Raw genomic sequence first — 22,183 nt, 5'->3', positions numbered from 1 at the left:
GGGCGTCGGCACCTCCTGCTTGCTCTCTTGCTCTGCTGACCGGTACGGATCGTGCAACGGGTTCAACGACGCGAGGCCGCCCCCGATCACTCGGGGACGGCCTCGCATACGAGCCTGATTTATCGCGTTTCGCGGTGCGCGGTGTGCGCGTTGCAACGCGGGCAGTGCTTCTTCATCTCCAGTCGGTCCGGGTTGTTACGCCGGTTCTTCTTGGTGATGTAGTTCCGCTCCTTGCACTCCACGCAGGCCAGCGTGATCTTCGGGCGGACGTCGGTGGCAGCCACAGGAGTGCTCCTTGACGAACGGATGGGACTTATTAACGCATAAAAGAGTAGCCGATCGAAGGACCGACCCCACAATCGGCTACTGTCAGTAGCGGTGACCGGACTTGAACCGGTGACACAGCGATTATGAGCCGCTTGCTCTACCGACTGAGCTACACCGCTTTGATGGGATCAGGTCCCGCCTTGCGACGGGAACCTCACCCACCAGAGCCCCAATACGGAATCGAACCGTAGACCTTCTCCTTACCATGGAGACGCTCTACCGACTGAGCTATTGGGGCGAGCGATGAAGACATTACACGGTCCGCCGCCGTTCACCCAAATCCGTTTCGCGGGGTCCTCCGGGGGCGTCCTGGCGGCCGTTTCCCCAAGGTCCCGGCGGCCTCCCGAGCCCCTCCCGCACGGCGGACCACACCGGTACGACTATTGCGCTCCTCCCCGCCGGCGCCGGCCCTCCGCCCTAGGCTCGACTCACTCTGCGTGATCTTGCCCGAGCCCCCTCGGCCTGCCCCACCGCCCCTGGAGCGCGATGCCCGACAGCCAGCCGCAGCCGCCCCCGCCGTCGTCCTCGTCCTCGTCCTCGTCCTCGTCCGGCGCCTCCTCCGGCCCTTCGGGAGGGCAGTCGGAGCCGGCGGCCCTCCTGCTGTGCGGGGCGCGTCTGACGGACGGCCGGACCGTGGACGTACGGCTGGGCCGTGGGCGCATCGAGGCGGTCGGCACGGCCGGCAGCCTGGCGTCCGGTCCGGCCCGCGGTGGCGGCGCACGCGTCGACCTCGGCGGCTACCTCCTGCTCCCGGCCCCCGCCGAACCCCACGCCCACGCCGACACCGCGCTCACGGCCGACGCCGACGGCCCGGTCTCGTACGCCGCCCAGGACGTCCAGCGCCGGGCCACCGAGGCCGCGCTGCTGCAACTCGGCCACGGCGCGACCGCGTTGCGCGCCCATGTGCGGGTGGGCGGCGTCCAGGGGCTCGGCGCGCTGGCCGCCGTACTGCAGGCCCGGCGTGCGCTGCGCGGGCTCGCCGAGCTGACGGCGGTGGCGATGCCCCGGGTGCTGACCGGGGCGGCGGGAACGGAGGGGCTCGCGATGCTGCGGGACGCGGTGAAGATGGGCGCCTCCGTGGTGGGCGGCTGCCCGGACCTGGACCCCGATCCGACGGGGTACGTCGAAGCCGTCCTGGAGGTCGCCTCCGAGCACGGCTGCCCCGTCGACCTGCACACCGACGCCGCCGACCCGGCCCGCCTCGCCCGCCTCGCCGCGATGGCCGGCGGCCTGCGCCCCGGAGTCGCCCTCAGCCCCTGCGGCGGCCTCGACCGCCTCCCCGCGGAGGCCCTCGCCCGCAGCGCCGACCAACTGGCCGCGGCCGGCGTGACGGTGGTGTGCCTGCCCCAGGGCGGCTGCGGGGGCGCGGAACGGCGCGGGCCCGCACCCGTACGCCTGTTGCGCGCCGCCGGGGTGCGCGTGGCCGCCGGCAGCGGGGCGTTGCGGGACGTGTCCAACCCGGTCGGCCGCGGCGACCCCCTGGAGGCCGCCTACCTGCTCGCCTCCCGTCACGGTCTGCGCCCCGAGGACGCCTACGACGCCGTGAGCACGTCCGCACGGGCCGTGTTGGGCCTGCCCGAGGTCCGCGTGGAGGCGGGCTTCCCGGCCGACCTGCTGGCCGTGCGCGGCGACCGGCTGGCGGGCGCGCTGTCGCTGGCGTACAGCCGGATCGTGATCCACCGGGGGCGCGTGGTGGCCCGGACGAGCGCGGTACGCGAGTACTGCGACTCGGCGGCGGCCGCGGAGCTGGGGCTGCCGCGGCAGGGGCGGGGGCAGGGCGAGTTGTCGTAGGGCTGTTCGTGGCTGTTCGCGCGGCTGCTCGGGGGGCTTTGGTGAGGCTGGGGCGGTGGGACCTGGGTGTCGGTGGTCGGTCGACGTCGTTCGGCGGACGGGGCCGGGCGGGCGTACGGTCGGAAGCATGCGCATTGTCATCGCTGGTGGTCATGGTCAGATCGCGCTGCGGCTGGAGCGTCTGCTCGCCGCGCGCGGCGACGAGGTCGCGGGGATCGTCCGCAAGGCCGAGCAGGGCGACGATCTGCGGGCGGCCGGCGCCGAACCGATCGTCCTGGACCTGGAGTCGGCGTCGGTCGAGGAGGTCGCACAGCGGCTGCGGGGCGCGGACGCGGCGGTGTTCGCGGCGGGCGCGGGCCCGGGCAGCGGGGTGGCCCGCAAGGACACGGTGGACAAGGGCGCGGCCGTGCTGTTCGCCGACGCGGCGGTCCTGGCGGGCGTACGGCGCTTCGTGGTCGTGTCGTCCATGGGCGCGGACCCCGCCCACCCGGGCGACGACATCTTCGACGTCTATCAGCGCGCCAAGGGCGAGGCGGACGCGTACGTGCAGGGTCTGGACGCCCTCGACTGGACGATCCTGCGCCCCGGAGCACTGACCAACGACGCCGGCACGGGCCTCGTCCGCCTCGAGGCGCACACGGGCCGCGGCCAGGTCCCGCGCGACGACGTGGCCGCCGCCCTGGCCGAACTCCTGGACACCCCCGCAACGTCCGGCCTCACCCTGGAGCTGATCAGCGGCTCGACGCCGGTGTCGGTGGCGGTGAAGTCGGTGGCGGGGAACTGAGGAGAACGGGCGGAGTAGAACAAGGGGACGGACTAGAACAAGGGGAGTTGCCCCGGGAACTCCGGGAGGACGTAGCCGTCCAACGACGGCTGGGCCGCGCCCAGTTGTGCCGTCCGGCGGGAGCCGGGGCAGGAGACGAGCTCCCCGCTGTCCCGTGCGCCGGGCGGGTCGTGCCGGGCGAACCGTCCGGCGACGACGGCGATCTCTCGACGGCACTCGGGGCACGTTCTGCGGCGGCTGGACATGGGCGACATGGAGCCAGTGTGCCCCAGTGGGCCACGCGGGTACGGCGTCGCGGCACGCGCGCGCTCACCGCGCGCAAGTGCGCTGACCTGCTTAGCATCCGTACACGTGGCACATACCTTCGAGGAACTCGTGGAGAAGCAGCGCGCGGCCGACGAGGCGCACGCGAGGGTCGAGGAACTACGGGACGCCTACGGCGCGCCCACGGCCGCCCCCTGGTCGGAGACCCAGACCGACACCTACGAAACCGCCTGGCGCGCCTGGCGCGACCTCGCCCGCGACAACCAGGCCGCGGTGACCGAATACGCCAAGGACGAGGGCAGGCCCCGTAACGACGTGGAGGCGGAGGTGAAGCGGACGGCGAAGTCGCCCGCGGCCGAGGCTCCGGAGGACCCCTCTGAGCCCTCTGAGGGAGGGTGAAGGGGCCCGCCCCCCGCACCTTGTGCGGCGAGCCGTCGAACAGCAGGTTGTTCTGCGGCGTCTGCGTCGACCGCGACGAGGGACCATGCAGGTGCGAGTGATCGAGCGCGGGACGGTTTGAGACAGCGCACCGCTCTCATGGACGCACGACAAAGGGCCCGTGACCTGCTGTTTAAGCAGGTCACGGACCCTTCGTTCTCAGCGTGGCGGCGCCAGGATTCGAACCTGGGAAGGCTGAGCCGGCAGATTTACAGTCTGCTCCCTTTGGCCGCTCGGGCACACCGCCGGGGTTTGCCGCCGATTCGAACCGCTTTTCGGCGGTGCTCCCTGGCAACGACGTAAACAATACCCGATGCCCAGGGGTGCTTCGCCACCTGATTCCTCGCCGCCCGGAGGGGGCTGGGTGGCTAGGCTTGTGCGGATGCGGCCCGGGACCACGCCGGGCTCGGCGGCCACCCCCACGCACGCCGATACGCACCCGACACGCACCCCGATACAAGGAGCCACAGGACATGGCCGACTCCAGTTTCGACATCGTCTCGAAGGTCGAGCGGCAGGAGGTCGACAACGCCCTCAACCAGGCCGCCAAGGAGATCTCGCAGCGCTACGACTTCAAGGGCGTGGGCGCCTCGATCTCGTGGTCCGGCGAGAAGATCCTGATGGAGGCGAACTCCGAGGACCGGGTGAAGGCCGTCCTCGACGTCTTCCAGTCCAAGCTGATCAAGCGCGGGATCTCGCTGAAGGCGCTGGAGGCCGGCGAGCCGCAGCTCTCCGGCAAGGAGTACAAGCTCTTCGCGGAGATCCAGGAGGGCATCTCCCAGGACAACGCGAAGAAGGTGGCGAAGCTCATCCGCGACGAGGGCCCCAAGGGCGTGAAGGCCCAGGTGCAGGGCGAGGAGCTGCGTGTCAGTTCCAAGAGCCGCGACGACCTGCAGGCCGTCATCGCCCTCCTGAAGGGCCAGGACTTCGACTTCGCCCTGCAGTTCGTGAACTACCGGTAGGCACACGGCAGACGCCACGAGCGAGGCGGTACGAGGAGGGGTGGACGCCCGTCGGCGCCCACCCCTCTACTCCTGTCGCTGCGGCCAGGGGCGCGCTCAGTCGCGCGAGTTGCCGAACAGGAGGCGGTAGACGATCAGGAGCACGAGCGAGCCGCCGATCGCCGCGGCCCAGGTGGCGCCGTCGTAGAAGTCCTTGGCGATGGGGTGGTCCAGCCAGCGGGCCGATATCCAGCCGCCGATGAACGCGCCCGCGACGCCGATGAGGGTCGTGCCGATGAAGCCGCCCGGGTCACGGCCCGGCAGCAGGACCTTGGCGATGACTCCGGCCAACAGCCCCAGAATGATCCAGCTGATGATGCTCATGTCCTGAACCTGCCCTTCCGTTCTGTGCCCACGCTGTCCCGGCGCTGTGATGTGGATCCGGACAGGCTGTGCTCGCGCGTGGTGTCCCTGGACATCCGGCCGTCCGGACGTCCGGACATCCGGCCGTCCCGCGTCCCCGCAGCGCTCGCGGGTTGGGTCATGTCGTTGCATGGCACGGCATGGCACGGCATGACGCGTTGTGCCGTGTCGTTCTGTGTTCGGTTCGTTCGGTTTTCATTTCGATGCGTCGGGGACGACGTCGCGACGTCGTCCGGCGGTTCCCCGGATCAGTAGGGTGCGGCACATGACACAGTCCGCACCCTCCGCCGAGCTGCGGCGGACGCTGGGCGTGGGGGACGCCGTGGTCGTCGGGCTCGGCTCGATGATCGGGGCAGGCGTCTTCGCCGCGCTGGCTCCCGCCGCGCACGCCGCGGGCTCGGGGCTGCTGCTCGGACTCGCGCTCGCCGCGCTGGTCGCCTACTGCAACGCCATGTCGTCGGCGCGGCTCGCCGCCCTGTATCCGGCCTCGGGCGGCACCTACGTGTACGGACGCGAGCGGCTGGGGGCGTTCTGGGGATACCTGGCCGGCTGGTCGTTCGTGGTCGGGAAGACGGCCTCCTGTGCGGCGATGGCGTTGACGGTCGGGGCGTACGTCTGGCCGGGGCAGGCGCACGCGGTGGCGGTCGCGGCCGTGGCGGCGCTGACCGCGGTGAACTACGGCGGTGTCCAGAAGTCCGCACGGCTGACGCGGGTGATCGTGGCGGTGGTCCTGGCGGTCCTCGCTTCCGTGGTGGTCGTGTGCCTGGGATCCGGGGCTTCCGACGCCGGGCGGCTGGACGTCGGGGCCTCCGGTGGCCTCGCAGGGGTGCTGCAGGCCGCAGGTCTGCTGTTCTTCGCGTTCGCCGGGTACGCGCGCATCGCGACTCTCGGCGAGGAGGTGCGGGATCCGGCGCGCACCATCCCTCGCGCGATCCCCCTGGCGCTGGGCATCACGCTGGCCGTGTACGCGTGTGTGGCGGTCGCCGTCCTTTCCGTACTGGGGTCGGGCGAACTCGGGCGGGCGGGCGCGCCGCTGACCGAGGCGGTGCGGGCGGCCGGGGCGCCGGGGCTGGTCCCGGTGGTCCGGGTCGGGGCGGCCGTGGCCGCGCTGGGCTCGCTGCTCGCCCTGGTCCTGGGCGTCTCGCGCACGACGCTGGCCATGGCCCGGGACCGGCATCTGCCGGGCGCGCTGGCGGCCGTGCATCCGCGATTTCAGGTACCGCACCGGGCCGAGCTGGCCGTGGGCGCGGTGGTCGCGGTCCTCGCCGCCACGGTGGACGTGCGGGGCGCGATCGGTTTCTCCTCCTTCGGTGTACTGACGTACTACGCGGTGGCCAACGCCTCCGCCTGGACCCTCGATCCGGCCCCGGTGCGGCGGGTCCTGCCTGCGGTGGGTCTGCTGGGCTGCGTGGTCCTGGCGTTCGCGCTGCCGGGAGAGTCGGTGGTCGTGGGGGCGGGTGTGTTGGCGGTGGGTGTGGTCGCCTACGTCGTGCGGCGCATGTGGGTCGCTGGACGCTAGGGCGCGCTGTGGCGAGGCAGATCCATCATGCGGGCCGCCACCGGCATCGGGGCCGGCCTGTGGACAACCGGGCCGTTGTGGAAAACCGTGCGACCCGGCGCTGACGAAGGGGATCGTTTCCGTAGGTTCCCGATCACGCTACAAAGACGCTCCGGTTCCGCCTGAAGGCGTGACCGGCTGATACTTGTGGCAGCAGGCAGTACCGGCGGATCCCTTTGGAGAGGTACCGATCATGAAGCTTTTCAACCTGCTGCTGAACATCCTGTGGCTCGTCTTCTGCGGCATCTGGATGGCGATCGGCTACCTGATCGCCGCGTTGATCTGCTTCGTCCTGATCATCACCATCCCGTTCGGCATCGCGTCGCTGCGCATCGCCGGCTTCGTCATCTGGCCGTTCGGCCGCACGACTGTGGAGCGGCCGGGGGCCGGTGCGGGGTCGTTCATCGGCAATGTGATCTGGGTGATCTTCGCGGGCTGGTGGCTGGCTCTCGCCCACCTGATCACGAGCATCCCGCTGTTCCTGTCGATCATCGGCATCCCGTTCGGGTGGGCCAACCTGAAGCTCATCCCCATCTCGCTCATGCCGCTGGGACGTGAGGTCGTCTCGACGGATGAGGCGTTCGGCGGACGCTGAGGAATCCGGGGCTTCAGCCCACAGTCGGGGCCTTGGTCAGCACGTCCATGAAGAGGTCGACGAGTCGACGGGCGTGCTCACTGGTGGCGGCCCGCCATCTTCTCGAGGCGGGCGATGCGCTCCGCCATCGGCGGATGCGTCGAGAACATCTTGGAGAGTCCCTGACCCGGGCGGAAAGGGTTCGCGATCATCATGTGGCTCGCGGTCTCGATCCGGGGCTCCGGCGGCAGCGGGAGCTGCTTGGTGCCCGTCTCCAGCTTGCGCAGGGCGCTGGCCAGAGCGAGCGGGTCACCGGTGAGCTGTGCGCCGGAGGCGTCCGCCTCGTACTCCCGGGAGCGGCTGATGGCCAGCTGGATGAGGCTGGCGGCGAGCGGGCCCAGGATCATGATCAGGAGCATGCCGAGGATGCCGGGGCCGTCGTCGTCGTCGGAGCGGCCGATCGGGATCAGCCAGGCGAAGTTGACCAGGAACATGATCACGGAGGCGAGGGCGCCGGCGACCGAGGAGATGAGGATGTCGCGGTTGTAGACGTGGCTGAGCTCATGGCCGATGACGCCGCGCAGTTCGCGCTCGTCGAGGAGGCGCAGAATGCCGTCGGTGCAGCACACGGCGGCGTTGCGCGGATTGCGCCCGGTCGCGAAGGCGTTGGGGGCCTCGGTCGGGGAGATGTACAGGCGGGGCATGGGCTGGCGGGCCTGGGTGGAGAGCTCGCGGACCATCCGGTACAGGGCGGGGGCCTCGAATTCGCTCACCGGGCGGGCTCGCATCGCGCGTAGCGCCAGCTTGTCGCTGTTCCAGTACGCGTACGCGTTGGTTCCGAGCGCGATCAGGACCGCGACGACGAGCCCCATACGGCCGAAGAAGCTGCCGATGACGATGATGAGTGCGGACAGTCCCCCGAGGAGTACTGCGGTCCTGAGCCCGTTGTGCCGGCGGTGCACGGTACGCCCTCCAAGTCGTGCGGCAGGGGAACCCTTTGCTTGCGGATGTTCCTCGTCTCCAGTGCCCTCTGGCTCCGTGGTGTCACGTCCAGTGGACCCTCCCGTACCGGTCAACGCCAGGCGGGGGCCACGAGTTCCCTTTAGTGCCCTTGTGCGTCCGGCAGGGGGGCGTGGGCCGTGCAGGTGGACACGGGGGCGTACGCGAGCGTGCCGGCCCGGAAGACCGTCGGCGCGGGGCTCGGAGGAGACCGGTGCGGGGGCTCGGAGGAGTCCCGTGCCAAGGTCGGAAGAGGCCGGTGCGGGGTCAGAAGAGGCCGGTGTCGGCGAAGCGCAGAACCAGCTGGGGGGCTCCGGAGAGGGCGACGCCGAGGGCCGCGGTGAGGGTGATCGCGGCCGTGAGGGGGGCGGGGACGCGGTGCTTCACGGGCTCGCCCTCGGGGGCGCGGAAGAGCAGGGCCGTCCATTGGAGGTAGTAGTAGAGGGCGATCACGACGTTGACGGCCATCACGACCGCCAGCCAGCCCAGGCCCGCGTCGACGGCCGCCGAGAAGACGGTGACCTTGGCGAAGAGACCGATGACGCCCGGCGGCAGTCCTGCGAGGCAGAGCAGGAAGAAGCCCAGGAGAAGGGCGGCCAGGGGGTTCCTCGCGTACAGGCCGCGGTAGTCCGAGATGCGGTTCGTGGAGCTCGTACGGCTCACCAGGGCGGCCACCGCGAAGGCGCCCAGGTTCACGGCGGCGTACATGAGGGCGTAGGCGACGGTGGAGCCGACGGCGTGCTCGGCGTCGTCGGAGTACGCGGCGGCGGCGATCGGTACGAGCAGGTAGCCGGCCTGTCCGACGGAGGACCAGGCGAGCAGGCGTACGGCGCTGTACGCGCGCGTGGCCTGCTGGCGGAGGGCGCCGAGGTTGCCCACGGTCATGGTGAGGGCGGCCAGCGCTGCCAGGGCGGGGCCCCAGACGTCGGCGTAGGAGGGGAAGCCGACGACCGTGACCAGGATGAGGCCGGAGAAGCCGACCGCCTTGCCGACCACCGAGAGGTAGGCGGCGATGGGCAGGGGGGCGCCTACGTAGGTGTCGGGGACCCAGAAGTGGAAGGGGACGGCGGCGGTCTTGAAGGCGAAGCCGACGAGGGTGAGGACCACGCCGGTCTGGGCGAGGGTGTGCAGCTGTCCGTCGACGTGCTGGATGCGGTCGGCGACCTGGGTGAGGTACAGGGTGCCCGTCGTGGCGTAGACGAAGCTGATGCCCATCAGGCTGACCGCGGTCGCGGTGACGGACGACAGGAAGAACTTCAGGGCCGCCTCGGAGGACCTGCGGTCGCCGTGCCGGATGCCGACCAGGGCGAAGGCGGGCAGGGAGGCGACCTCCAGAGCGACGACGAGGGTGGCGAGGTCGCGGGAGGCGGGCAGCAGGGCGGCGCCTGCGGCGGAGGACAGCAGCAGGAACCAGAACTCCCCTTCGGGGAGTCGACCGCGCGCGTCCTTGAGGGCGGTGACCGACAGAAGGGCGGCCAGCAGCGCTCCGCCGAGCACCAGGAACTGGATGACCAGGGTGAAGCGGTCGGCCGTATAGCTGCACACGCGTGTGTCGCCGGTCAGGCAGAAGGTGGCGCGGTCGCCGTCCAGGAGGGGCAGGAGCAGGGCCGTGGAGGCCGCGAGGCCCGCGACCGAGAGCCAGCCGAGGAGCGGCTTGCGGGCGTCGCCGACGAAGAGGTCGGCGACGAGCACGACGAGGGCCACGACCGCCGCAAGGGTGGGCGGGGCGATCGCGAGCCAGTCGACGGACTGGACCACGGACGGGATCGACGACTCGGCCAGGGGCTGGCCGAGGGTCTGGGCCAGGGAGCTCATCGGGTGCCTCCTGCGAGGAGCTGCTGCACGGCCGGGTCGGTCAGGCCGAGGAGGGCCTTGGGCCACAGGCCCCCGACGACGGTGAGGACGACGAGCGGGGTCCAGGCCGCGAACTCGTAGCCGCGTACGTCGGCGAGGCGCGGGGCGTCCTGCGGGACCGCGCCCATGCAGACGCGGCGGACGACGACGAGCAGGTACGCGGCCGTCAGCAGGGTGCCGAACGCGGCGATCGCCGTGAAGGTGAGGAAGGCGGGGCGGCTGAGGCCGTCGGCGGGGTTGAAGGCGCCGAACAACGCCAGCATCTCGCCCCAGAACCCGGCCAGGCCCGGCAGGCCGAGCGAGGCGACGGCGGCGAAGGCGAGCAGGCCGCCGAGGCGGGGGGTCCTGCCGTACAGGGCGGCGCCGGTCTGCTCGGCCAGGGCGTCGAGGTCGGTGCTGCCGGTGCGGTCCTTCAGGGCTCCCACCAGGAAGAAGAGGAGGCCGGTGATGAGTCCGTGGGCGATGTTGGCGAACAGGGCGCCGTTCACTCCGGTCGGGGTCATCGTGGAGATGCCGAGCAGCACGAAGCCCATGTGGCCGACGGAGGAGTAGGCGATCAGGCGTTTGAGGTCGCCCTTCGCTCCCCGTTTTGCGAGGGCCAGACAGGCCAGCGAGCCGTAGATGATCCCGACGACGGCGAAGGCCGCGAGGTAGGGCGCGAAGGTGCGGAACCCGTCGGGCGCGACCGGGAGAAGGATCCGGACGAACCCGTACGTTCCCATCTTCAGCAGGACGCCGGCCAGCAGGACCGAGCCGACGGTCGGCGCGGCGGTGTGGGCGTCGGGCAGCCAGCTGTGCAGGGGCCACATCGGGGTCTTGACCGCGAGCCCGATCCCGATCGCCAGAACGGCGATGACCTGCACGGATGTGGTCAGCGACCGGCCGTTGTCAGTGGCGAGTGCCACCATGTCGAATGTGCCCGCCTTGATTCCGATCAGGAGCAGGCCGAGCAGCATGACGACGGAGCCGAGCAGGGTGAAGAGGATGAACTTCCAGGCGGCCTGGGTCCGTTGCTCACCGCCCCAGCGGGCGATGAGGAAGTACATCGGGATGAGGACCGTCTCGAAGGCGAGGAAGAACAGGATCAGGTCGAGGACGGCGAAGGTCGCGAGGGTGCCGGACTCGAGGACGAGCACGAGCGCGACGAAGGCCTTCGGGGACGGGCCCGCGGCCCGCGGCGTCTGCCGCTGATGTTGCTGCTTGAAGTAGGAGTAGAGCGCGCAGAGGAAGGTCAGCAGCGCGGTCAGGACCAGAAGGGGGAGGGAGATGCCGTCGATGCCGAGGTGGATGCGCACGTCGAGTGCCGGGATCCAGCTGATGTCCGTGCTGGCCTGCATCTTCGACGGGTGGTCGTGGTCGAAGCCGAGCGTGAGGACGATCGCGGCGAGGAGGACCACGCCGGTCACGGTCACGCCGTGCCGCAGCACGGCCTGCTCGGGCGACTTCCCCTTCAGCCCCGGCGGGGCCGGCAGCAGAGCGGCGCCGGCGCCCAGGAGCGGGCCGACGACGATGAATGCCAGAAGGACCTGCATCACGGACTCGTTGATATCGATCACGCCCGCTCACGCTCCCGAGGCGACGAGAAGGGCGGCGACCGCCAGGACGACGGTGCCGGCGAGCAGCGCGCTCACATAGGTCTGGACGTTGCCGGTCTGGGCGCGCCGTACGGCGGCCCCGAGCCAGCGGGGCAGGGCGCCCGCGCCGCGTACGTAGGTGTCGACGACCTCGCGGTCGAGGAACCGGACGAGACTCGCGCCGGCTAGGACCGGGCGGACGAACAGCACGTGGTACACGGCGTCCAGGTGGAAGCCGACGGCCGCGTGGCGGTGCAGCGGGCCGAGCAGGAGCCGTCCGGGGTCCGCGGGGTCGGGCGCGGAGGCCACGTCGCCGTACGCGGGCGCGTGCGACGCGATGGCCTCGGCCTCGACGAGCCCGGCGTCGCCCTCGGGGTGGGCGGCGACCGCGCCCAGGGGGACGCGGGCGGCGAGCCCGGCGAGGTGGCGCCAGGCGGCGTAGGCGACGAGGCCGCCGACCAGGGCGACGCCCGTGCCGAGGACGGAGGTGGTGAGGGTCGGGGCGAGGTCGCGGCCGTCGAACCAGTCGGGGAGCGTGCGATAGGCGAGCGCGCCGAGGGCGAGCGACGGGACGGCCAGGACCCACAGCACCAGGGTCATGGTCAGGGGCTGGCGGCCGTGGTCGGGGGCCTCGGCGCCGCTGCCGCGGAAGGCCAGCAGCCACAGACGGGTCGCGTAGGCGGCCGTGAGGAGGGCGGTGAGGAGACCGGCGACGAGGACGGTCCAGCCCGCCGCGCCGGGGGCGTGCTCGGTGTGGCCCGCGGTGACGTGTTCGGCGGCGCCGAGAACGGACTCCTTGGAGAAGAAGCCGCTGAAGGGCGGAATCGCGGCGAGCGCGAGGAGCGCCACAGTCATCGTCCAGTAGGCGTCGGGGACGCGGTCGCGCAGTCCGCCCATCCGGGACATGGCGGCCAGCGAGTTGGTGCCGGCGGCGTGGATGACGACGCCGGCCGCGAGGAACAGCAAGCCCTTGAAAGCGCCGTGCGAGAGGAGGTGGAAGACGGCGGCCGAGCGGTCGCCGACGGCGAGGGCGCCGGTCATGTAGCCCAGCTGGCCCATCGTCGAGTAGGCGAGGACGCGCTTGATGTCGTCCTGGGCGAGCGCGGCGAGACCCGAGCCGACCATCGTGACGGCGGCCATCACGGCGAGCACGACCATCGCGGCCGAGGAGGCCTCGAAGACGGGGAGGAGACGGGCGACGAAGTAGACGCCGGCGGCGACCATCGTCGCCGCGTGGATCAGCGCGGAGACGGGCGTCGGGCCCGCCATCGCGTCGGGGAGCCAGGTGTGCAGCGGGAACTGCGCCGACTTGCCCGCCACACCCGCCAGGAGCAGCAGGGCGACGAGGGTCGGGTGGTCGAGCCCGCCATGGGCGACGGTGCCGAGGACCTTCGTGATCCGGAAGGAGCCGGCGTCGGTGGCGAGGGCGAACAGGCCGATGAGGAAGGGGACGTCGCCGAGCTTGGTGACGAGGAAGGCCTTGAGAGAGGCGGCGCGGGCCTCAGGGGTCTCCCAGTAGTGACCGACCAGGAAGTAGGAGCAGATGCCCATGACTTCCCAGCCGACCAGCAGCACGATCAGGTCGCCGGAGTAGACGACCAGGAGCATGGCGGAGGTGAAGAGGGAGACGAGCGCGGCGTACGAGGGGTAGCGCGGGTCCTCGCGGAGGTAGCCGGTCGAGTAGATCTGCACGCAGACGGCGACGAAGCACACGAGGAGGGCGACGAGGGCGGCGAAGCCGTCGATGTGCAGGGCGAGTTCGACCGGGACCGAGCCGGTGGGGGTCAGTTCGGTGGCCGCGTCGACGGCCGCGTCCCCGCCCTGGCGTGCGGCGACGATCGCGGCCAGCGCGAGGGCGGCCAGGGTCGGCAGGACGGCGAGGGGGCGGACGAAGCCGGGGGCCGTGCGGCCCAGGAGCAGGCCGACGACGGCCCCCAGGAACGGAAGGAGGGGGACGAGTACGGCGAGGGTGGTCGTGGTCACGCGGTGGCCTCAGCCTTCTCGGCGGCCGCTCCGGTCGCGGGGGCGTCGCTGTCGGGGCCGTCGAGCCCGGGGCTCTCGTGGCCCTCGGCGGTGTCGCGGAGCTTGTCGATGTCCGCGGTGCCGCGGCCTCGGTGGACGGCGAGGACGATCGCCAGGCCGATGCCGATCTCGGCGGCGGCGATGGCGATGGTGAACAGGGTCAGGGCCTGGCCGGAGTGCAGGGTCTCCTCGGCGGTCCTGCTGAGCCAGACGTCGAAGGCGACCAGGTTGAGGTTGACGGCGTTGAGCATCAGCTCGACCGACATCAGGACCAGGATCGCGTTGCGGCGGGCGAGGACGCCGTACAGGCCGGTGCAGAAGAGGAGGGCGGAGAGGACGGCGGGGTAGGCGAGATGCATCAGCGGGCCCCTTCCTGCTCGGCCGGATCTTCCCGGGTGCCTGGGACGGACGGGGAATTCACGGAACTCTCCGTGACGGGCGGGGAACTCTTGGTGGCGGTTCGGGAGTTCACAGGGGGAGAGCTCGACTCCGCCTTCGTCTTGCGGGACAGGACGATCGCGCCGACCAGGGCCGCGAGGAGAAGGACGGAGAGGGCCTCGAAGGGGAGCACCCAGTTCTGGAAGAGGCTCGCGCCGGTGACCTCGGTGGAGCCGACGGCCGGGCCGTCCAGGTCGATCCAGGTGGCCCGGAAGGCGTCGACGACCACCCAGACCAGCGCGGCGGCCGCGGCGACGGCGACCGTGAGGGCGGCCCAGCGGTTACCGGAGTCGGCGTCCGGGGAGCGGCCGATGGGGGCCTTGGTGAGCATCAGACCGAAGAGAAGGAGGACGACGACGGAGCCGACGTAGATGAGGACCTGCACCCAGGCGATGAACTCGGCGGTGAGCAGGAGGTACTCGACGGCCAGGCCACCGAGGGCGACCACGAGCCACAGGGCGGCGTGCACCAGCTGCTTGGTGGTGACGGTGACCAGGGCGGCGCCGAAGGTGACCAGACCGACGAGGAGGAAGGCGATCTCCACACCGGTCGGGGAGAGGAATCCGTGCGGCGCGGAGGCGACCGGCGTGGCGGCCGCGGAGAGCGGGGTCACGTCCGTCCCTCCTGGGGGTCGGCGGGTGCGGTGGGCTCGGCCTCGGCCGATTGGTCAGGCTCGGCGGCTTTGACGGCATCCGAAGCCTGGGCGGCACCTTCGGCCTCGGCGGCCTGGGCGGCTTCCGTGGGCTGGGCAGCCTGAGCGGTTTCCGTGGGCTGGGCGGCTCCCGCAGTCTCGGCAGCCTGGGCGGCTTCGGCAGCCTCCGCGGCTCGGGCGGCTTGGGCGGCTTCCGCGGCCTCCGCGGCTCGGGTGGCTTCTGCGGCTGCGAGCTTCTCGGTCGTCTTGCGGGCGGCCGCGATCTCCTTGGGCTCCTCGGCGGCGGGGTCGAGGGCGGGCGGGGCCGGGACCGTCCACATCCACTCGCGGAGCTTGTCGCGTTCGTGGGTGAGTTCGTGGATGTCGGTCTCGGCGTACTCGAACTCCGGGGACCAGAACAGCGCGTCGAAAGGACAGACCTCGATGCAGATACCGCAGTACATGCACAGGGAGAAGTCGATGGCGAAGCGGTCGAGGACGTTACGGCTGCGTTCACGGCCCCCGGGGGCGGCGGGCGGGACCGTCTCCTTGTGGGAGTCGATGTAGATGCACCAGTCGGGGCACTCACGGGCGCACAGCATGCAGACCGTGCAGTTCTCCTCGAACAGGCCGATCACGCCTCGGGTGCGGGGCGGGAGGTCGGGCTGAGCGTCCGGGTACTGCTCGGTGACGGTCTTCCTCGTCATCGTGCGGAGGGTGACGGCCAGCCCCTTGGCGAGGCCGGAGCCGGGGAAGCGGGACCGGGTGGGCGGAGGTGACTCAGCCACTAGGAGATCACCACCTTGACGATGCCGGTGAGGGCGATCTGAGCGAGGGAGAGGGGGACGAGGAGGGTCCAGGAGAGCTTCTGGAGCTGGTCCTCGCGCAGCCGGGGGTAGGTGACGCGCAGCCAGATGACGACGAAGGCGAGGATCGCGGCCTTCAGCAGGGTCCAGACCCAGCCGAGCCCGTCGGCGCCCCAGGGGCCGTGCCAGCCGCCGAGGAAGAGGACCGTGGTCAGGCCGCACAGGACGACGATTCCGGCGTACTCGGCGAGGAGGAAGAGGGCGAAGCGCAGGCCGGTGTACTCGGTGTACGCGCCGAAGATGATCTCCGAGTCGGCGACGGGCATGTCGAAGGGCGGGCGCTGGAGTTCGGCGAGGCCGGCGACGAAGAAGACGAGTCCGCCGACGATCTGCCAGGGCAGCCACCACCACTGGAAGGCGTCGACGATGCCGGGGAGGGAGACCGTGCCGGCCGCCATCGCCACCGAGGCGGCGGTGAGCAGCATCGGAAGTTCGTAGGCGAGGAGTTGGGCGGCGGTGCGCAGGCCGCCCAGGAGGGAGAACTTGTTGGCGCTGGCCCAGCCGGCCATGAGAGAGCCGAGGACGCCGACGCCCATCACGGCGAGCACGAAGAAGACGCCCGCGTCCAGGACCTGCCCGACAGCGCCCTCGCCGGGGCCGATCGGGATGGCGAGCAGGACCAGGAGGTAGGGCAGGAGGGCGACGGCGGGGGCGAGCTGGAAGATACGGCGGTCCGCGCCCGCCGGGACGATGTCCTCCTTCTGTGCGAACTTCACGCCGTCCGCGACGAGTTGGGCCCAGCCGTGGAAGCCGCCGGCGTACATCGGGCCGAGGCGGCCCTGCATGTGGGCCATCACCTTGTGCTCGGTCTGACCGACGATCAGGGGGAAGGTGAGGAAGACGACGAAGACGATCAGAAGTCGCAGGGCGACGTCGAGTGCGTCGTTCACTGCGGGCCTCCTGACGGGGTTTCGGGGGTGGAGGGTTCGGCCTCGACCTCGGAAGTGGCCTCGGAAGTGGCCTCGGAAGTGGCCTCGGAAGTGGCCTCGGAAGTGGCCTCAGGGGGTGACGGCTTCTTCGGTTCCGATTCGTCGGCGGTCCGGTCCGGCTCGTCGGTCCCCTGGTCCGGCGCGTCGGCCTTCTGGTCCGGCTCGTCGAAGGCCGGGCGGGCGTGGTGCCAGGGGGCGTCGGAGCTGCGGGGGGCCGGGGAGGCGCTCGGAGGCTGGGTGTGCGGGGCGCCAGAGCCCTGGGAGACCGAGCCCTGGGAGGCGCTACGGGACCTGCGTGGGCCGGACGGGGTGCGTCCAGGTGCCGGGGCCGTCTCGGGGGCGGCGCCCTCCGTGTCCCCTCTGCCCTCCGTGTCCCCTCTGCGCTCGGTGAGCTCGGTGTTCTCCGTTCCCTCTGCGCTCTCCGTGCCCTCTGCTCGCTGGGAGGCTGAGCCTGCGGTTGCGCTCCTGGCGCGGCGCGGGCCGGCGGAGGTCGGGGCCAGGTTCGGGGGCGTATCGGCTTCCGGTGCGGACGGCGTCGGTGGCGGTGCCGGCTGGCTTGCCGAGCCGTCTGCTGCCGTGCGGGCGCGGCGGACCGGGCGGTCGCCGGCTGTTGGGCGGGCCGCCGCCGCGCCACGGGCCGGGCGGGCCGGGCGGGACGGGGCGGGCGGGAGTTGGCCCTTGAGGGGGCCCCATTCGTTCGGGTCGGGGACGCCGGGGGGAAGCATCTGGCGGCGTTTGGGGCCGCCGTGCTCGGATTCTCCGGGCTCCTTCGCGCCCGGCCAGGCCTTGGCGACGCGGGCGGCGAGGACGAAGTCCTTGCGCAGGGGGTGGCCCTCGAAGGTCTCCGGGAGGAGGAGGTGGTCCAGGGCGGGGTGGCCCTGGAAGGCGACGCCGAACATTTCGTGCGTCTCGCGTTCGTGCCAGGCCGCGCCCGCGTAGACGTCGACGGCGGAGGCGAGCGCGGGCGCCTCGTGCGGGACCGTCGTGCGCAGCAGCAGTCGGCGCACCGGTGAGAGGGCCACGACGTGCGCCGAGACGCGGAAGCCCGTGCCCGGTTCGTCGACGGCGCTCAGCCAGTCGAAGTAGGTGCAGGTCAGCCGGTCGCGGGCCGTTTCCAGCGCGGCGATCCAGGAGGCCGGCGGGACGTCGACGGTCAGGACGTCGTAGGACTCCTCGGCCGTGGCCTGCGTACCGAAGAGTTCCTCGGTGGGAGCGGGGAGCCAGCCGGTCGTGGTCATCGGCCCGCCTCCGAAGGATCCGAAGGAGAGAGAGAAGGAGAGGGGGAGGGAGAAGGAGAGGCAGAGTCGGTGGGCGGGGGCTTCAGCAGGCCGCTCTGGAGGGCCTTCGTCGACGGGCGGGGTGCGGAGGCGCCGTAGCGCTCGCCCAGGGACTCTCGGGCGATCTTCTCCTGGAGTTTGAGGATGCCCTGGAGAAGGGCCTCGGGGCGGGGCGGGCAGCCGGGGACGTAGACGTCGACCGGGATGATCTGGTCGACGCCCTTGGTCACCGAGTACGAGTCCCAGTACGGGCCGCCGCAGTTGCTGCACGCGCCGAAGGAGATGACGTACTTCGGCTCGGGCATCTGCTCGTAGAGGCGCTTCACGGCCGGGGCCATCTTGTCGGTGACCGTGCCCGACACCACCATCAGGTCGGCCTGGCGCGGGCCGGGCGCGAAGGGGATGACCCCGAGGCGGATGAAGTCGTGGCGGGCCATCGACGCGGCGATGAACTCGATCGCGCAGCAGGCGAGGCCGAAGTTGAAGACCCAGAGCGAGTAGCGGCGGCCCCAGTTCAGGACGACCTTCATCGGCTCGGGGGCGAGGCGGGCGAGGGCGCCGAGCCGCTTCGGCTCGGGCAGGTACACCGGCTCCGGCGAGGTCGGTTCCGGGGCCGCTTCGGGGGTCGCGTCCGGGGTCACGTCCATGTCAGGACGCCCTTCTTGTATGCGTACAGCAGGCCCACGGCCAGGAAGCCGAGGAAGATGAACATCTCGACGAGCGTGGCCGCGCCGTAGCCGGGTGCGGCGAAGACCGTGGCCCAGGGGAACAGGAAGATCGAGTCGACGGCGAAGACGACGTAGAGGAAGGCGTAGACGTAGTAGCGGACCTGGGTGTGGGCCCAGCCCTCGCCGACGGGGTCGACCCCGCACTCGTACGTCAGGAGCTTCTCCGGGGTGGGGACCACCGGGCGCAGCAGGCGTCCCGCGCCGAAGGCGACGGCGACGAACAGCACGCCGACGACGGCGAGCAGCCCGACGACGGAGTAGGACTGGAAGTAGTCCGCCGCGACGTGTTCCGCGACATGTTCGGCGTGATCCGCCGCGACTTCGACGGTCGACTCCCGCACGTCGTCCCTCGCTCCCTGACCTCAGCCTCTTCGCCGACAGGTCCGTTCGACGATCTGTACGCACGGGAGTCTAGGCCCTGATAAAGGGACGGTAAGCAGCCCGTGGGGCCTCGGGAGGGGGTGCCGGGGGTTTCCCGGGGCATGTAGGGGGTTTCCCGGGGCATACGGGGGTTTTCCCCAGGGGATGGAGGCGGCGGACCTCATGGCGCGGCGGAGTACGGCGCGGCACGCTAGCCCATATGACCGCTTCCCAGCCCGCCTCTTCTCCGTCTTCCCCGTCTTCCCCGTCTTCCCCATCCCCATCCCCATCCCCATCGCCTTCGCCATCCCCATCGCCTTCGCCATCCTCACGCTCCTCTCCGTCCTCCCTGTCTTCCCCCTCCTCCTCCCCGTCCTCCACTTCCTCCCCGGGAGACGGGGAGCAGGGAGGTGGCGCCCTGCCTCCGGTCCGGCATGTCTACGACGCGCAGACGTGGAAGGAGATCGCGCACCTTCTCGGGAATCTGCCGATGTCGTTGATCGGCTTCACGTATGTGGCGACGGTGATGGTCACCGGCGCCGCGATGACGTTCACCGTGGTGGGGCTGCCGCTGCTTGCGTTCGGGCTGGGCGGGGCGCGGCTGCTGGGCCGGTTCGAGCGGGGGCGGGCGCGGCGGCTGCTGGGGGTGCGGATCGAGGAGCCGAGTCCGTTGCCGCTGCGCCGGGCGGGCGGCTTGCTCGCGCGGATGTGGCTGGCGCTGAAGGACCCGGTGGCCTGGCGGGCGGTGCTGTACGACGGCATCCGGCTGCCCTGGGGCATTCTCACCTTCACCGTGGCGCTGACCTCGTTGTTCGTGCTGTGGCCGGTGCTGCCGTATCTGGCACGCTGGCTGACCAACGCGGACCGGGCGATGGTGCGGGGGCTGCTGTCGCCCTCGGACGGGCTGGAGCGTCGTATCGCGGAGCTGGAGTCGGACCGGGGGGTCGTGGTGGACGCGGCCGCCGCCGATCTGCGGCGCATCGAGCGCGACCTGCACGACGGCGCGCAGGCGCGGCTGGTCAATCTGGCGATGGGGCTGGGGCTGGCGAAGGAGAAGCTCCTGGAGGGCCAGGCCGACGACGTCGTCGCGGCGATGGTGGAGGAGGCGCACGGCGAGGTGAAGCTCGCCCTGCAGGAGCTGCGGGATCTGGCGCGGGGCATTCATCCGGCCGTGCTGACCGACCGGGGGCTGGACGCGGCGCTGTCGTCGGTGGCGTCCCGGTGCACGGTGCCGGTGAAGGTGACCGCCGACCTGCCGTCCAGACCTGCGGCGGCCATCGAGGGGATCGCCTACTTCACCGTGTCCGAGCTGCTGCAGAACGTCAGCAAGCACAGCGGGGCGCGTTCGGCCTCGGTCGACGTGTGGCGGACGGACGAGCGGCTCCTCATCCAGGTGTGGGACGACGGTCAGGGGGGCGCGAGCCCCGACGGCGGGACGGGGATGCAGGGGCTGTCGGAGCGGCTGGACGCCGTCGACGGGCTGTTCGTCGTGGACTCGCCGGTGGGGGGTCCTACGACGGTGACGGCGGAGTTGCCCTGGCGGGACCGGGGCGCGACGGGGTGACTCGCGTCGCGCCCTTCCCGGTTCTCAGGAGGTAGGGAAAACCCCCCGTTCGAGACGCCGACGGACTCCATGGCCGGTTCGGGGCGGGTCCAGGAGGGTGGGACGTACGGCACACCAGCTGCGCGATGAGCCGTACGAGCGCGACGAGTAGAACGGATGACACCGATGGCCACGCAGTACGGGCAGCACGAGCAGCACGGGCGGTACGGGCAGCACGGGCGGTACGGGCAGCACGGGCGGTACGGGCAGCACGGGCGGTACGGGCAGCACGGGCGGTACGGGCAGCACGGGCGGTACGGGCAGCACGGGCAGCACGGGCGGTACGGAACGGAGTACGAGGGTTCGGAGGCGGGTTTCGTCGAGCGGCGGCGCCGGCTGCCGGCCGGGTTGCGCGAGCCGCTCTCCGGTCGCCACTGGCGCGAGCTCGCCTACGTCCTGACCGGCTTCCCGATCGCCCTCGTGCTGTTCACCTTCACGGTCACCATGCTGTCGTTGGGCGTGGGCCTGCTGGTGACGTTCCTCGGCGTCCCGGTGCTGGCGGCGGCGCTCGCCGCATGCCGGGGGTTCGGGGCGCTGGAGCGGGCGCGGGCGCGCGGGCTGCTGGACCTGGACGTGGCCGCCCCCGAGCCGCTGCGGGTGAAGGGCAAGGGCGGCGGGATGGCCTGGATGGGGGCCGTCCTGAAGAACGCGGCGTCGTGGCGGCACGCGCTGTACGCGCTCGTGCAGTTCCCGTGGGCGGTGTTCTCCTTCTGCGTCACCATCACCGTGTGGTCGGTCGGCTGGACGACGCTGACGTATCCGCTGTGGTTCTGGGTCCTCCCGATGTACGCCGGTCAGGGCGGGATCCAGCTGTACGGCGACGACCACCACCAGATCTATCTGGACAACCCCTTCGAGATCGCCGTCACCGCGTTGGTGGGGCTGCTGGTGACGATGGCGACGCCGTGGATCGTGCGGGCGCTGACGACGGTGGACCGGCTGCTGGTGCACGGGCTGCTCGGGCCGTCCCGGCTGGCGTCGCGGGTGGTGGAGCTGGAGTCGGACCGGGGGGTCGTGGTGGACGCGGCCGCCGCCGATCTGCGGCGCATCGAGCGCGATCTGCACGACGGTGCGCAGGCGCGGCTGGTGGCGCTGGCGATGGATCTGGGGCTGGCGAAGGAGAAGCTGCGGGAGGATCCGCGCGCGGCGGCGCAGATGGTGGACGAGGCGCACGGCGAGGTGAAGACGGCGTTGCAGGAGCTGCGGGATCTGGCCCGGGGCATTCATCCGGCGGTGCTGACCGACCGGGGGCTGGACGCGGCGCTGTCGTCGGTGGCGTCCCGGTGTGCGGTGCCGGTGCAGGTGGAGGTGGATCTGGCGGAGCGGGCGGCGCCGGCGATCGAGGGGATCGCGTACTTCACGGTGTCGGAGCTGCTGCAGAACATCAGCAAGCATGCGCGGGCCACCTGGGCGTCGGTGGACGTGTGGCGAGTGGAGGATCGGCTGATGTTGCAGGTGGTGGACAACGGGGTGGGCGGCGCGGAGGCCTCCGGCGGGTCCGGGTTGGCGGGGTTGGCGGGGCGGTTGGACGCGGTGGACGGGATTCTGGTGGTGGACTCGCCGCCGGGGGGGCCTACGCGGGTCACGGCGGAGTTGCCGTGGCGGGGAGAGCGGGGGTAGCCCCCTAGGGGGCCGCTCTACGGGGTTTCGCCTCCGCCGCCTCCGGTTCCCGTCCCTGGGGTGTCGGCCCCCGCCGCCGGTTCCCGCCCGTTCCCGTCCCCGCCCGTTCCGATCCTGCCCGTTCCCGTCCCTTCCGTTCCCGTCCCTGGGGGCTGCCGCCTCCCCAGACCCCCGCTTCTGCC

Annotated in this window: 22 protein-coding genes and 3 tRNA genes; 8 read left to right on the top strand and 17 right to left on the bottom strand. The window is 71.5% G+C overall.

Translation table 11 applies throughout. The features are described 5' to 3' along the window. Positions 1 to 119 precede the first annotated feature (119 nt). From rpmG to OG562_RS25615, 3 genes are all read right to left on the bottom strand, one after another. Positions 120 to 284, bottom strand: coding sequence for a 50S ribosomal protein L33 (rpmG, locus tag OG562_RS25625; protein WP_003948671.1), 165 nt, complete (start codon positions 282 to 284; stop codon positions 120 to 122). A gap of 89 nt (positions 285 to 373) precedes the next feature. Next, positions 374 to 446: transfer RNA gene (locus OG562_RS25620), tRNA-Met, on the bottom strand. Positions 447 to 492: 46 nt separating this feature from the next. Then, positions 493 to 565, bottom strand: a tRNA-Thr gene (locus OG562_RS25615). Between the two features lie 248 nt (positions 566 to 813). Here OG562_RS25615 and OG562_RS25610 point away from each other — a divergent pair. Both OG562_RS25610 and OG562_RS25605 read left to right on the top strand, forming a co-directional pair. Then, positions 814 to 2,118 carry a hydrolase gene (locus OG562_RS25610; protein WP_266401634.1) on the top strand — a complete coding sequence of 435 codons (1,305 nt, stop codon included), beginning with the start codon at positions 814 to 816 and terminating at the stop codon, positions 2,116 to 2,118. 127 nt (positions 2,119 to 2,245) lie between these two features. Further along, the gene (locus tag OG562_RS25605; RefSeq protein ID WP_266401632.1) at positions 2,246 to 2,902 is read left to right on the top strand and encodes an SDR family oxidoreductase; all 657 of its coding nucleotides are present in this window, start codon (positions 2,246 to 2,248) and stop codon (positions 2,900 to 2,902) included. Positions 2,903 to 2,934: 32 nt separating this feature from the next. Here OG562_RS25605 and OG562_RS25600 read toward each other — a convergent pair whose 3' ends face one another. Continuing rightward, entirely contained in the window at positions 2,935 to 3,147 is a 213-nt protein-coding gene (locus OG562_RS25600) for a hypothetical protein (protein WP_266409511.1), read from the bottom strand. Positions 3,148 to 3,253: 106 nt separating this feature from the next. Here OG562_RS25600 and OG562_RS25595 point away from each other — a divergent pair, with 106 nt between their 5' ends. After that, on the top strand, positions 3,254 to 3,565 hold the full coding sequence (locus OG562_RS25595) for a hypothetical protein (protein ID WP_266401630.1): 312 nt from the start codon (positions 3,254 to 3,256) through the stop codon (positions 3,563 to 3,565). A gap of 204 nt (positions 3,566 to 3,769) precedes the next feature. On the opposite strand, the gene OG562_RS25590 is transcribed toward OG562_RS25595, so the two are convergent. Beyond that, positions 3,770 to 3,851, bottom strand: a tRNA-Tyr gene (locus OG562_RS25590). A 226-nt stretch (positions 3,852 to 4,077) separates the two neighbouring features. Between OG562_RS25590 and OG562_RS25585 the strand changes: the two genes are divergently transcribed. Further along, positions 4,078 to 4,566, top strand: a complete 489-nt coding sequence (locus OG562_RS25585) for a YajQ family cyclic di-GMP-binding protein (protein ID WP_266401629.1) — start codon at positions 4,078 to 4,080, stop codon at positions 4,564 to 4,566. A 96-nt stretch (positions 4,567 to 4,662) separates the two neighbouring features. Here OG562_RS25585 and OG562_RS25580 read toward each other — a convergent pair whose 3' ends face one another. Beyond that, positions 4,663 to 4,929, bottom strand: coding sequence for a GlsB/YeaQ/YmgE family stress response membrane protein (locus tag OG562_RS25580; protein ID WP_266401628.1), 267 nt, complete (start codon positions 4,927 to 4,929; stop codon positions 4,663 to 4,665). Positions 4,930 to 5,233: 304 nt separating this feature from the next. On the opposite strand from OG562_RS25580, the gene OG562_RS25575 reads away from it, so the two are divergent. Beyond that, positions 5,234 to 6,487, top strand: coding sequence for an APC family permease (locus OG562_RS25575; RefSeq protein ID WP_266401626.1), 1,254 nt, complete (start codon positions 5,234 to 5,236; stop codon positions 6,485 to 6,487). 232 nt (positions 6,488 to 6,719) lie between these two features. Next, positions 6,720 to 7,121 (top strand): YccF domain-containing protein, encoded by a 402-nt coding sequence (locus OG562_RS25570; protein WP_266401624.1) that lies wholly within the window; start codon positions 6,720 to 6,722, stop codon positions 7,119 to 7,121. Between the two features lie 77 nt (positions 7,122 to 7,198). On the opposite strand, the gene htpX is transcribed toward OG562_RS25570, so the two are convergent. From htpX to OG562_RS25515, 11 genes are all read right to left on the bottom strand, one after another. Continuing rightward, complete coding sequence (htpX, locus tag OG562_RS25565; RefSeq protein ID WP_266401622.1) at positions 7,199 to 8,062, bottom strand: zinc metalloprotease HtpX; 864 nt, start codon at positions 8,060 to 8,062, stop codon at positions 7,199 to 7,201. Positions 8,063 to 8,366: 304 nt separating this feature from the next. Further along, on the bottom strand, positions 8,367 to 9,914 hold the full coding sequence (locus tag OG562_RS25560) for an NADH-quinone oxidoreductase subunit N (protein WP_266401620.1): 1,548 nt from the start codon (positions 9,912 to 9,914) through the stop codon (positions 8,367 to 8,369). Next, positions 9,911 to 11,509 carry a NuoM family protein gene (locus OG562_RS25555; protein ID WP_266401617.1) on the bottom strand — a complete coding sequence of 533 codons (1,599 nt, stop codon included), beginning with the start codon at positions 11,507 to 11,509 and terminating at the stop codon, positions 9,911 to 9,913. Before OG562_RS25555 ends, OG562_RS25560 begins: the two co-directional genes overlap by 4 nt. 6 nt (positions 11,510 to 11,515) lie before the next feature. Then, positions 11,516 to 13,510, bottom strand: a complete 1,995-nt coding sequence (locus OG562_RS25550; RefSeq protein WP_266401614.1) for an NADH-quinone oxidoreductase subunit L — start codon at positions 13,508 to 13,510, stop codon at positions 11,516 to 11,518. Next, the gene (gene nuoK, locus OG562_RS25545; protein WP_266401612.1) at positions 13,507 to 13,908 is read right to left on the bottom strand and encodes an NADH-quinone oxidoreductase subunit NuoK; all 402 of its coding nucleotides are present in this window, start codon (positions 13,906 to 13,908) and stop codon (positions 13,507 to 13,509) included. Before nuoK ends, OG562_RS25550 begins: the two co-directional genes overlap by 4 nt. Then, positions 13,908 to 14,600, bottom strand: a complete 693-nt coding sequence (locus tag OG562_RS25540; RefSeq protein ID WP_266401610.1) for an NADH-quinone oxidoreductase subunit J — start codon at positions 14,598 to 14,600, stop codon at positions 13,908 to 13,910. The genes nuoK and OG562_RS25540 overlap by 1 nt, the downstream gene beginning before the upstream one ends. Continuing rightward, positions 14,597 to 15,325: a 4Fe-4S binding protein gene (locus OG562_RS25535; RefSeq protein ID WP_266409509.1), complete on the bottom strand. Its 729-nt coding sequence runs from the start codon at positions 15,323 to 15,325 to the stop codon at positions 14,597 to 14,599. The genes OG562_RS25540 and OG562_RS25535 overlap by 4 nt, the downstream gene beginning before the upstream one ends. Positions 15,326 to 15,405: 80 nt before the next feature. After that, positions 15,406 to 16,374 carry a complex I subunit 1 family protein gene (locus OG562_RS25530; protein WP_266401608.1) on the bottom strand — a complete coding sequence of 323 codons (969 nt, stop codon included), beginning with the start codon at positions 16,372 to 16,374 and terminating at the stop codon, positions 15,406 to 15,408. After that, the gene (locus OG562_RS25525; protein WP_266401606.1) at positions 16,371 to 17,651 is read right to left on the bottom strand and encodes an NADH-quinone oxidoreductase subunit C; all 1,281 of its coding nucleotides are present in this window, start codon (positions 17,649 to 17,651) and stop codon (positions 16,371 to 16,373) included. Before OG562_RS25525 ends, OG562_RS25530 begins: the two co-directional genes overlap by 4 nt. Next, positions 17,648 to 18,337: an NADH-quinone oxidoreductase subunit B gene (locus OG562_RS25520; protein WP_266401604.1), complete on the bottom strand. Its 690-nt coding sequence runs from the start codon at positions 18,335 to 18,337 to the stop codon at positions 17,648 to 17,650. Before OG562_RS25520 ends, OG562_RS25525 begins: the two co-directional genes overlap by 4 nt. After that, on the bottom strand, positions 18,328 to 18,759 hold the full coding sequence (locus OG562_RS25515; RefSeq protein ID WP_266401601.1) for an NADH-quinone oxidoreductase subunit A: 432 nt from the start codon (positions 18,757 to 18,759) through the stop codon (positions 18,328 to 18,330). The genes OG562_RS25520 and OG562_RS25515 overlap by 10 nt, the downstream gene beginning before the upstream one ends. A 437-nt stretch (positions 18,760 to 19,196) precedes the next feature. Here OG562_RS25515 and OG562_RS25510 point away from each other — a divergent pair, with 437 nt between their 5' ends. Then, positions 19,197 to 20,342 (top strand): sensor histidine kinase, encoded by a 1,146-nt coding sequence (locus OG562_RS25510; protein WP_266409508.1) that lies wholly within the window; start codon positions 19,197 to 19,199, stop codon positions 20,340 to 20,342. Positions 20,343 to 20,507: 165 nt separating this feature from the next. Further along, positions 20,508 to 22,001 (top strand): sensor histidine kinase, encoded by a 1,494-nt coding sequence (locus OG562_RS25505; protein ID WP_266401600.1) that lies wholly within the window; start codon positions 20,508 to 20,510, stop codon positions 21,999 to 22,001. The last annotated feature ends 182 nt before the right edge of the window (positions 22,002 to 22,183 follow it).

The organism is Streptomyces sp. NBC_01275 (genome assembly GCF_026340655.1).
Classification (GTDB): domain Bacteria; phylum Actinomycetota; class Actinomycetes; order Streptomycetales; family Streptomycetaceae; genus Streptomyces.
Note: the sequence above shows the minus strand (reverse complement) of the source record. Positions and strands in the feature narration are given on the sequence as shown.

What these genes read in the sequence shown, in the direction of transcription:
- OG562_RS25580 (WP_266401628.1), bottom strand. Translation starts at nt 4,929, where the DNA reads ATGAGCATCATCAGCTGGATCATTCTGGGGCTGTTGGCCGGAGTCATC.
- OG562_RS25605 (WP_266401632.1), top strand. Translation starts at nt 2,246, where the DNA reads ATGCGCATTGTCATCGCTGGTGGTCATGGTCAGATCGCGCTGCGGCTG.
- OG562_RS25585 (WP_266401629.1), top strand. Translation starts at nt 4,078, where the DNA reads ATGGCCGACTCCAGTTTCGACATCGTCTCGAAGGTCGAGCGGCAGGAG.
- OG562_RS25600 (WP_266409511.1), bottom strand. Translation starts at nt 3,147, where the DNA reads ATGTCCAGCCGCCGCAGAACGTGCCCCGAGTGCCGTCGAGAGATCGCC.
- OG562_RS25610 (WP_266401634.1), top strand. Translation starts at nt 814, where the DNA reads ATGCCCGACAGCCAGCCGCAGCCGCCCCCGCCGTCGTCCTCGTCCTCG.
- OG562_RS25505 (WP_266401600.1), top strand. Translation starts at nt 20,508, where the DNA reads ATGGCCACGCAGTACGGGCAGCACGAGCAGCACGGGCGGTACGGGCAG.
- OG562_RS25520 (WP_266401604.1), bottom strand. Translation starts at nt 18,337, where the DNA reads ATGGACGTGACCCCGGACGCGACCCCCGAAGCGGCCCCGGAACCGACC.
- OG562_RS25525 (WP_266401606.1), bottom strand. Translation starts at nt 17,651, where the DNA reads ATGACCACGACCGGCTGGCTCCCCGCTCCCACCGAGGAACTCTTCGGT.
- OG562_RS25535 (WP_266409509.1), bottom strand. Translation starts at nt 15,325, where the DNA reads ATGACGAGGAAGACCGTCACCGAGCAGTACCCGGACGCTCAGCCCGAC.
- OG562_RS25570 (WP_266401624.1), top strand. Translation starts at nt 6,720, where the DNA reads ATGAAGCTTTTCAACCTGCTGCTGAACATCCTGTGGCTCGTCTTCTGC.
- OG562_RS25560 (WP_266401620.1), bottom strand. Translation starts at nt 9,914, where the DNA reads ATGAGCTCCCTGGCCCAGACCCTCGGCCAGCCCCTGGCCGAGTCGTCG.
- OG562_RS25575 (WP_266401626.1), top strand. Translation starts at nt 5,234, where the DNA reads ATGACACAGTCCGCACCCTCCGCCGAGCTGCGGCGGACGCTGGGCGTG.
- nuoK (WP_266401612.1), bottom strand. Translation starts at nt 13,908, where the DNA reads ATGCATCTCGCCTACCCCGCCGTCCTCTCCGCCCTCCTCTTCTGCACC.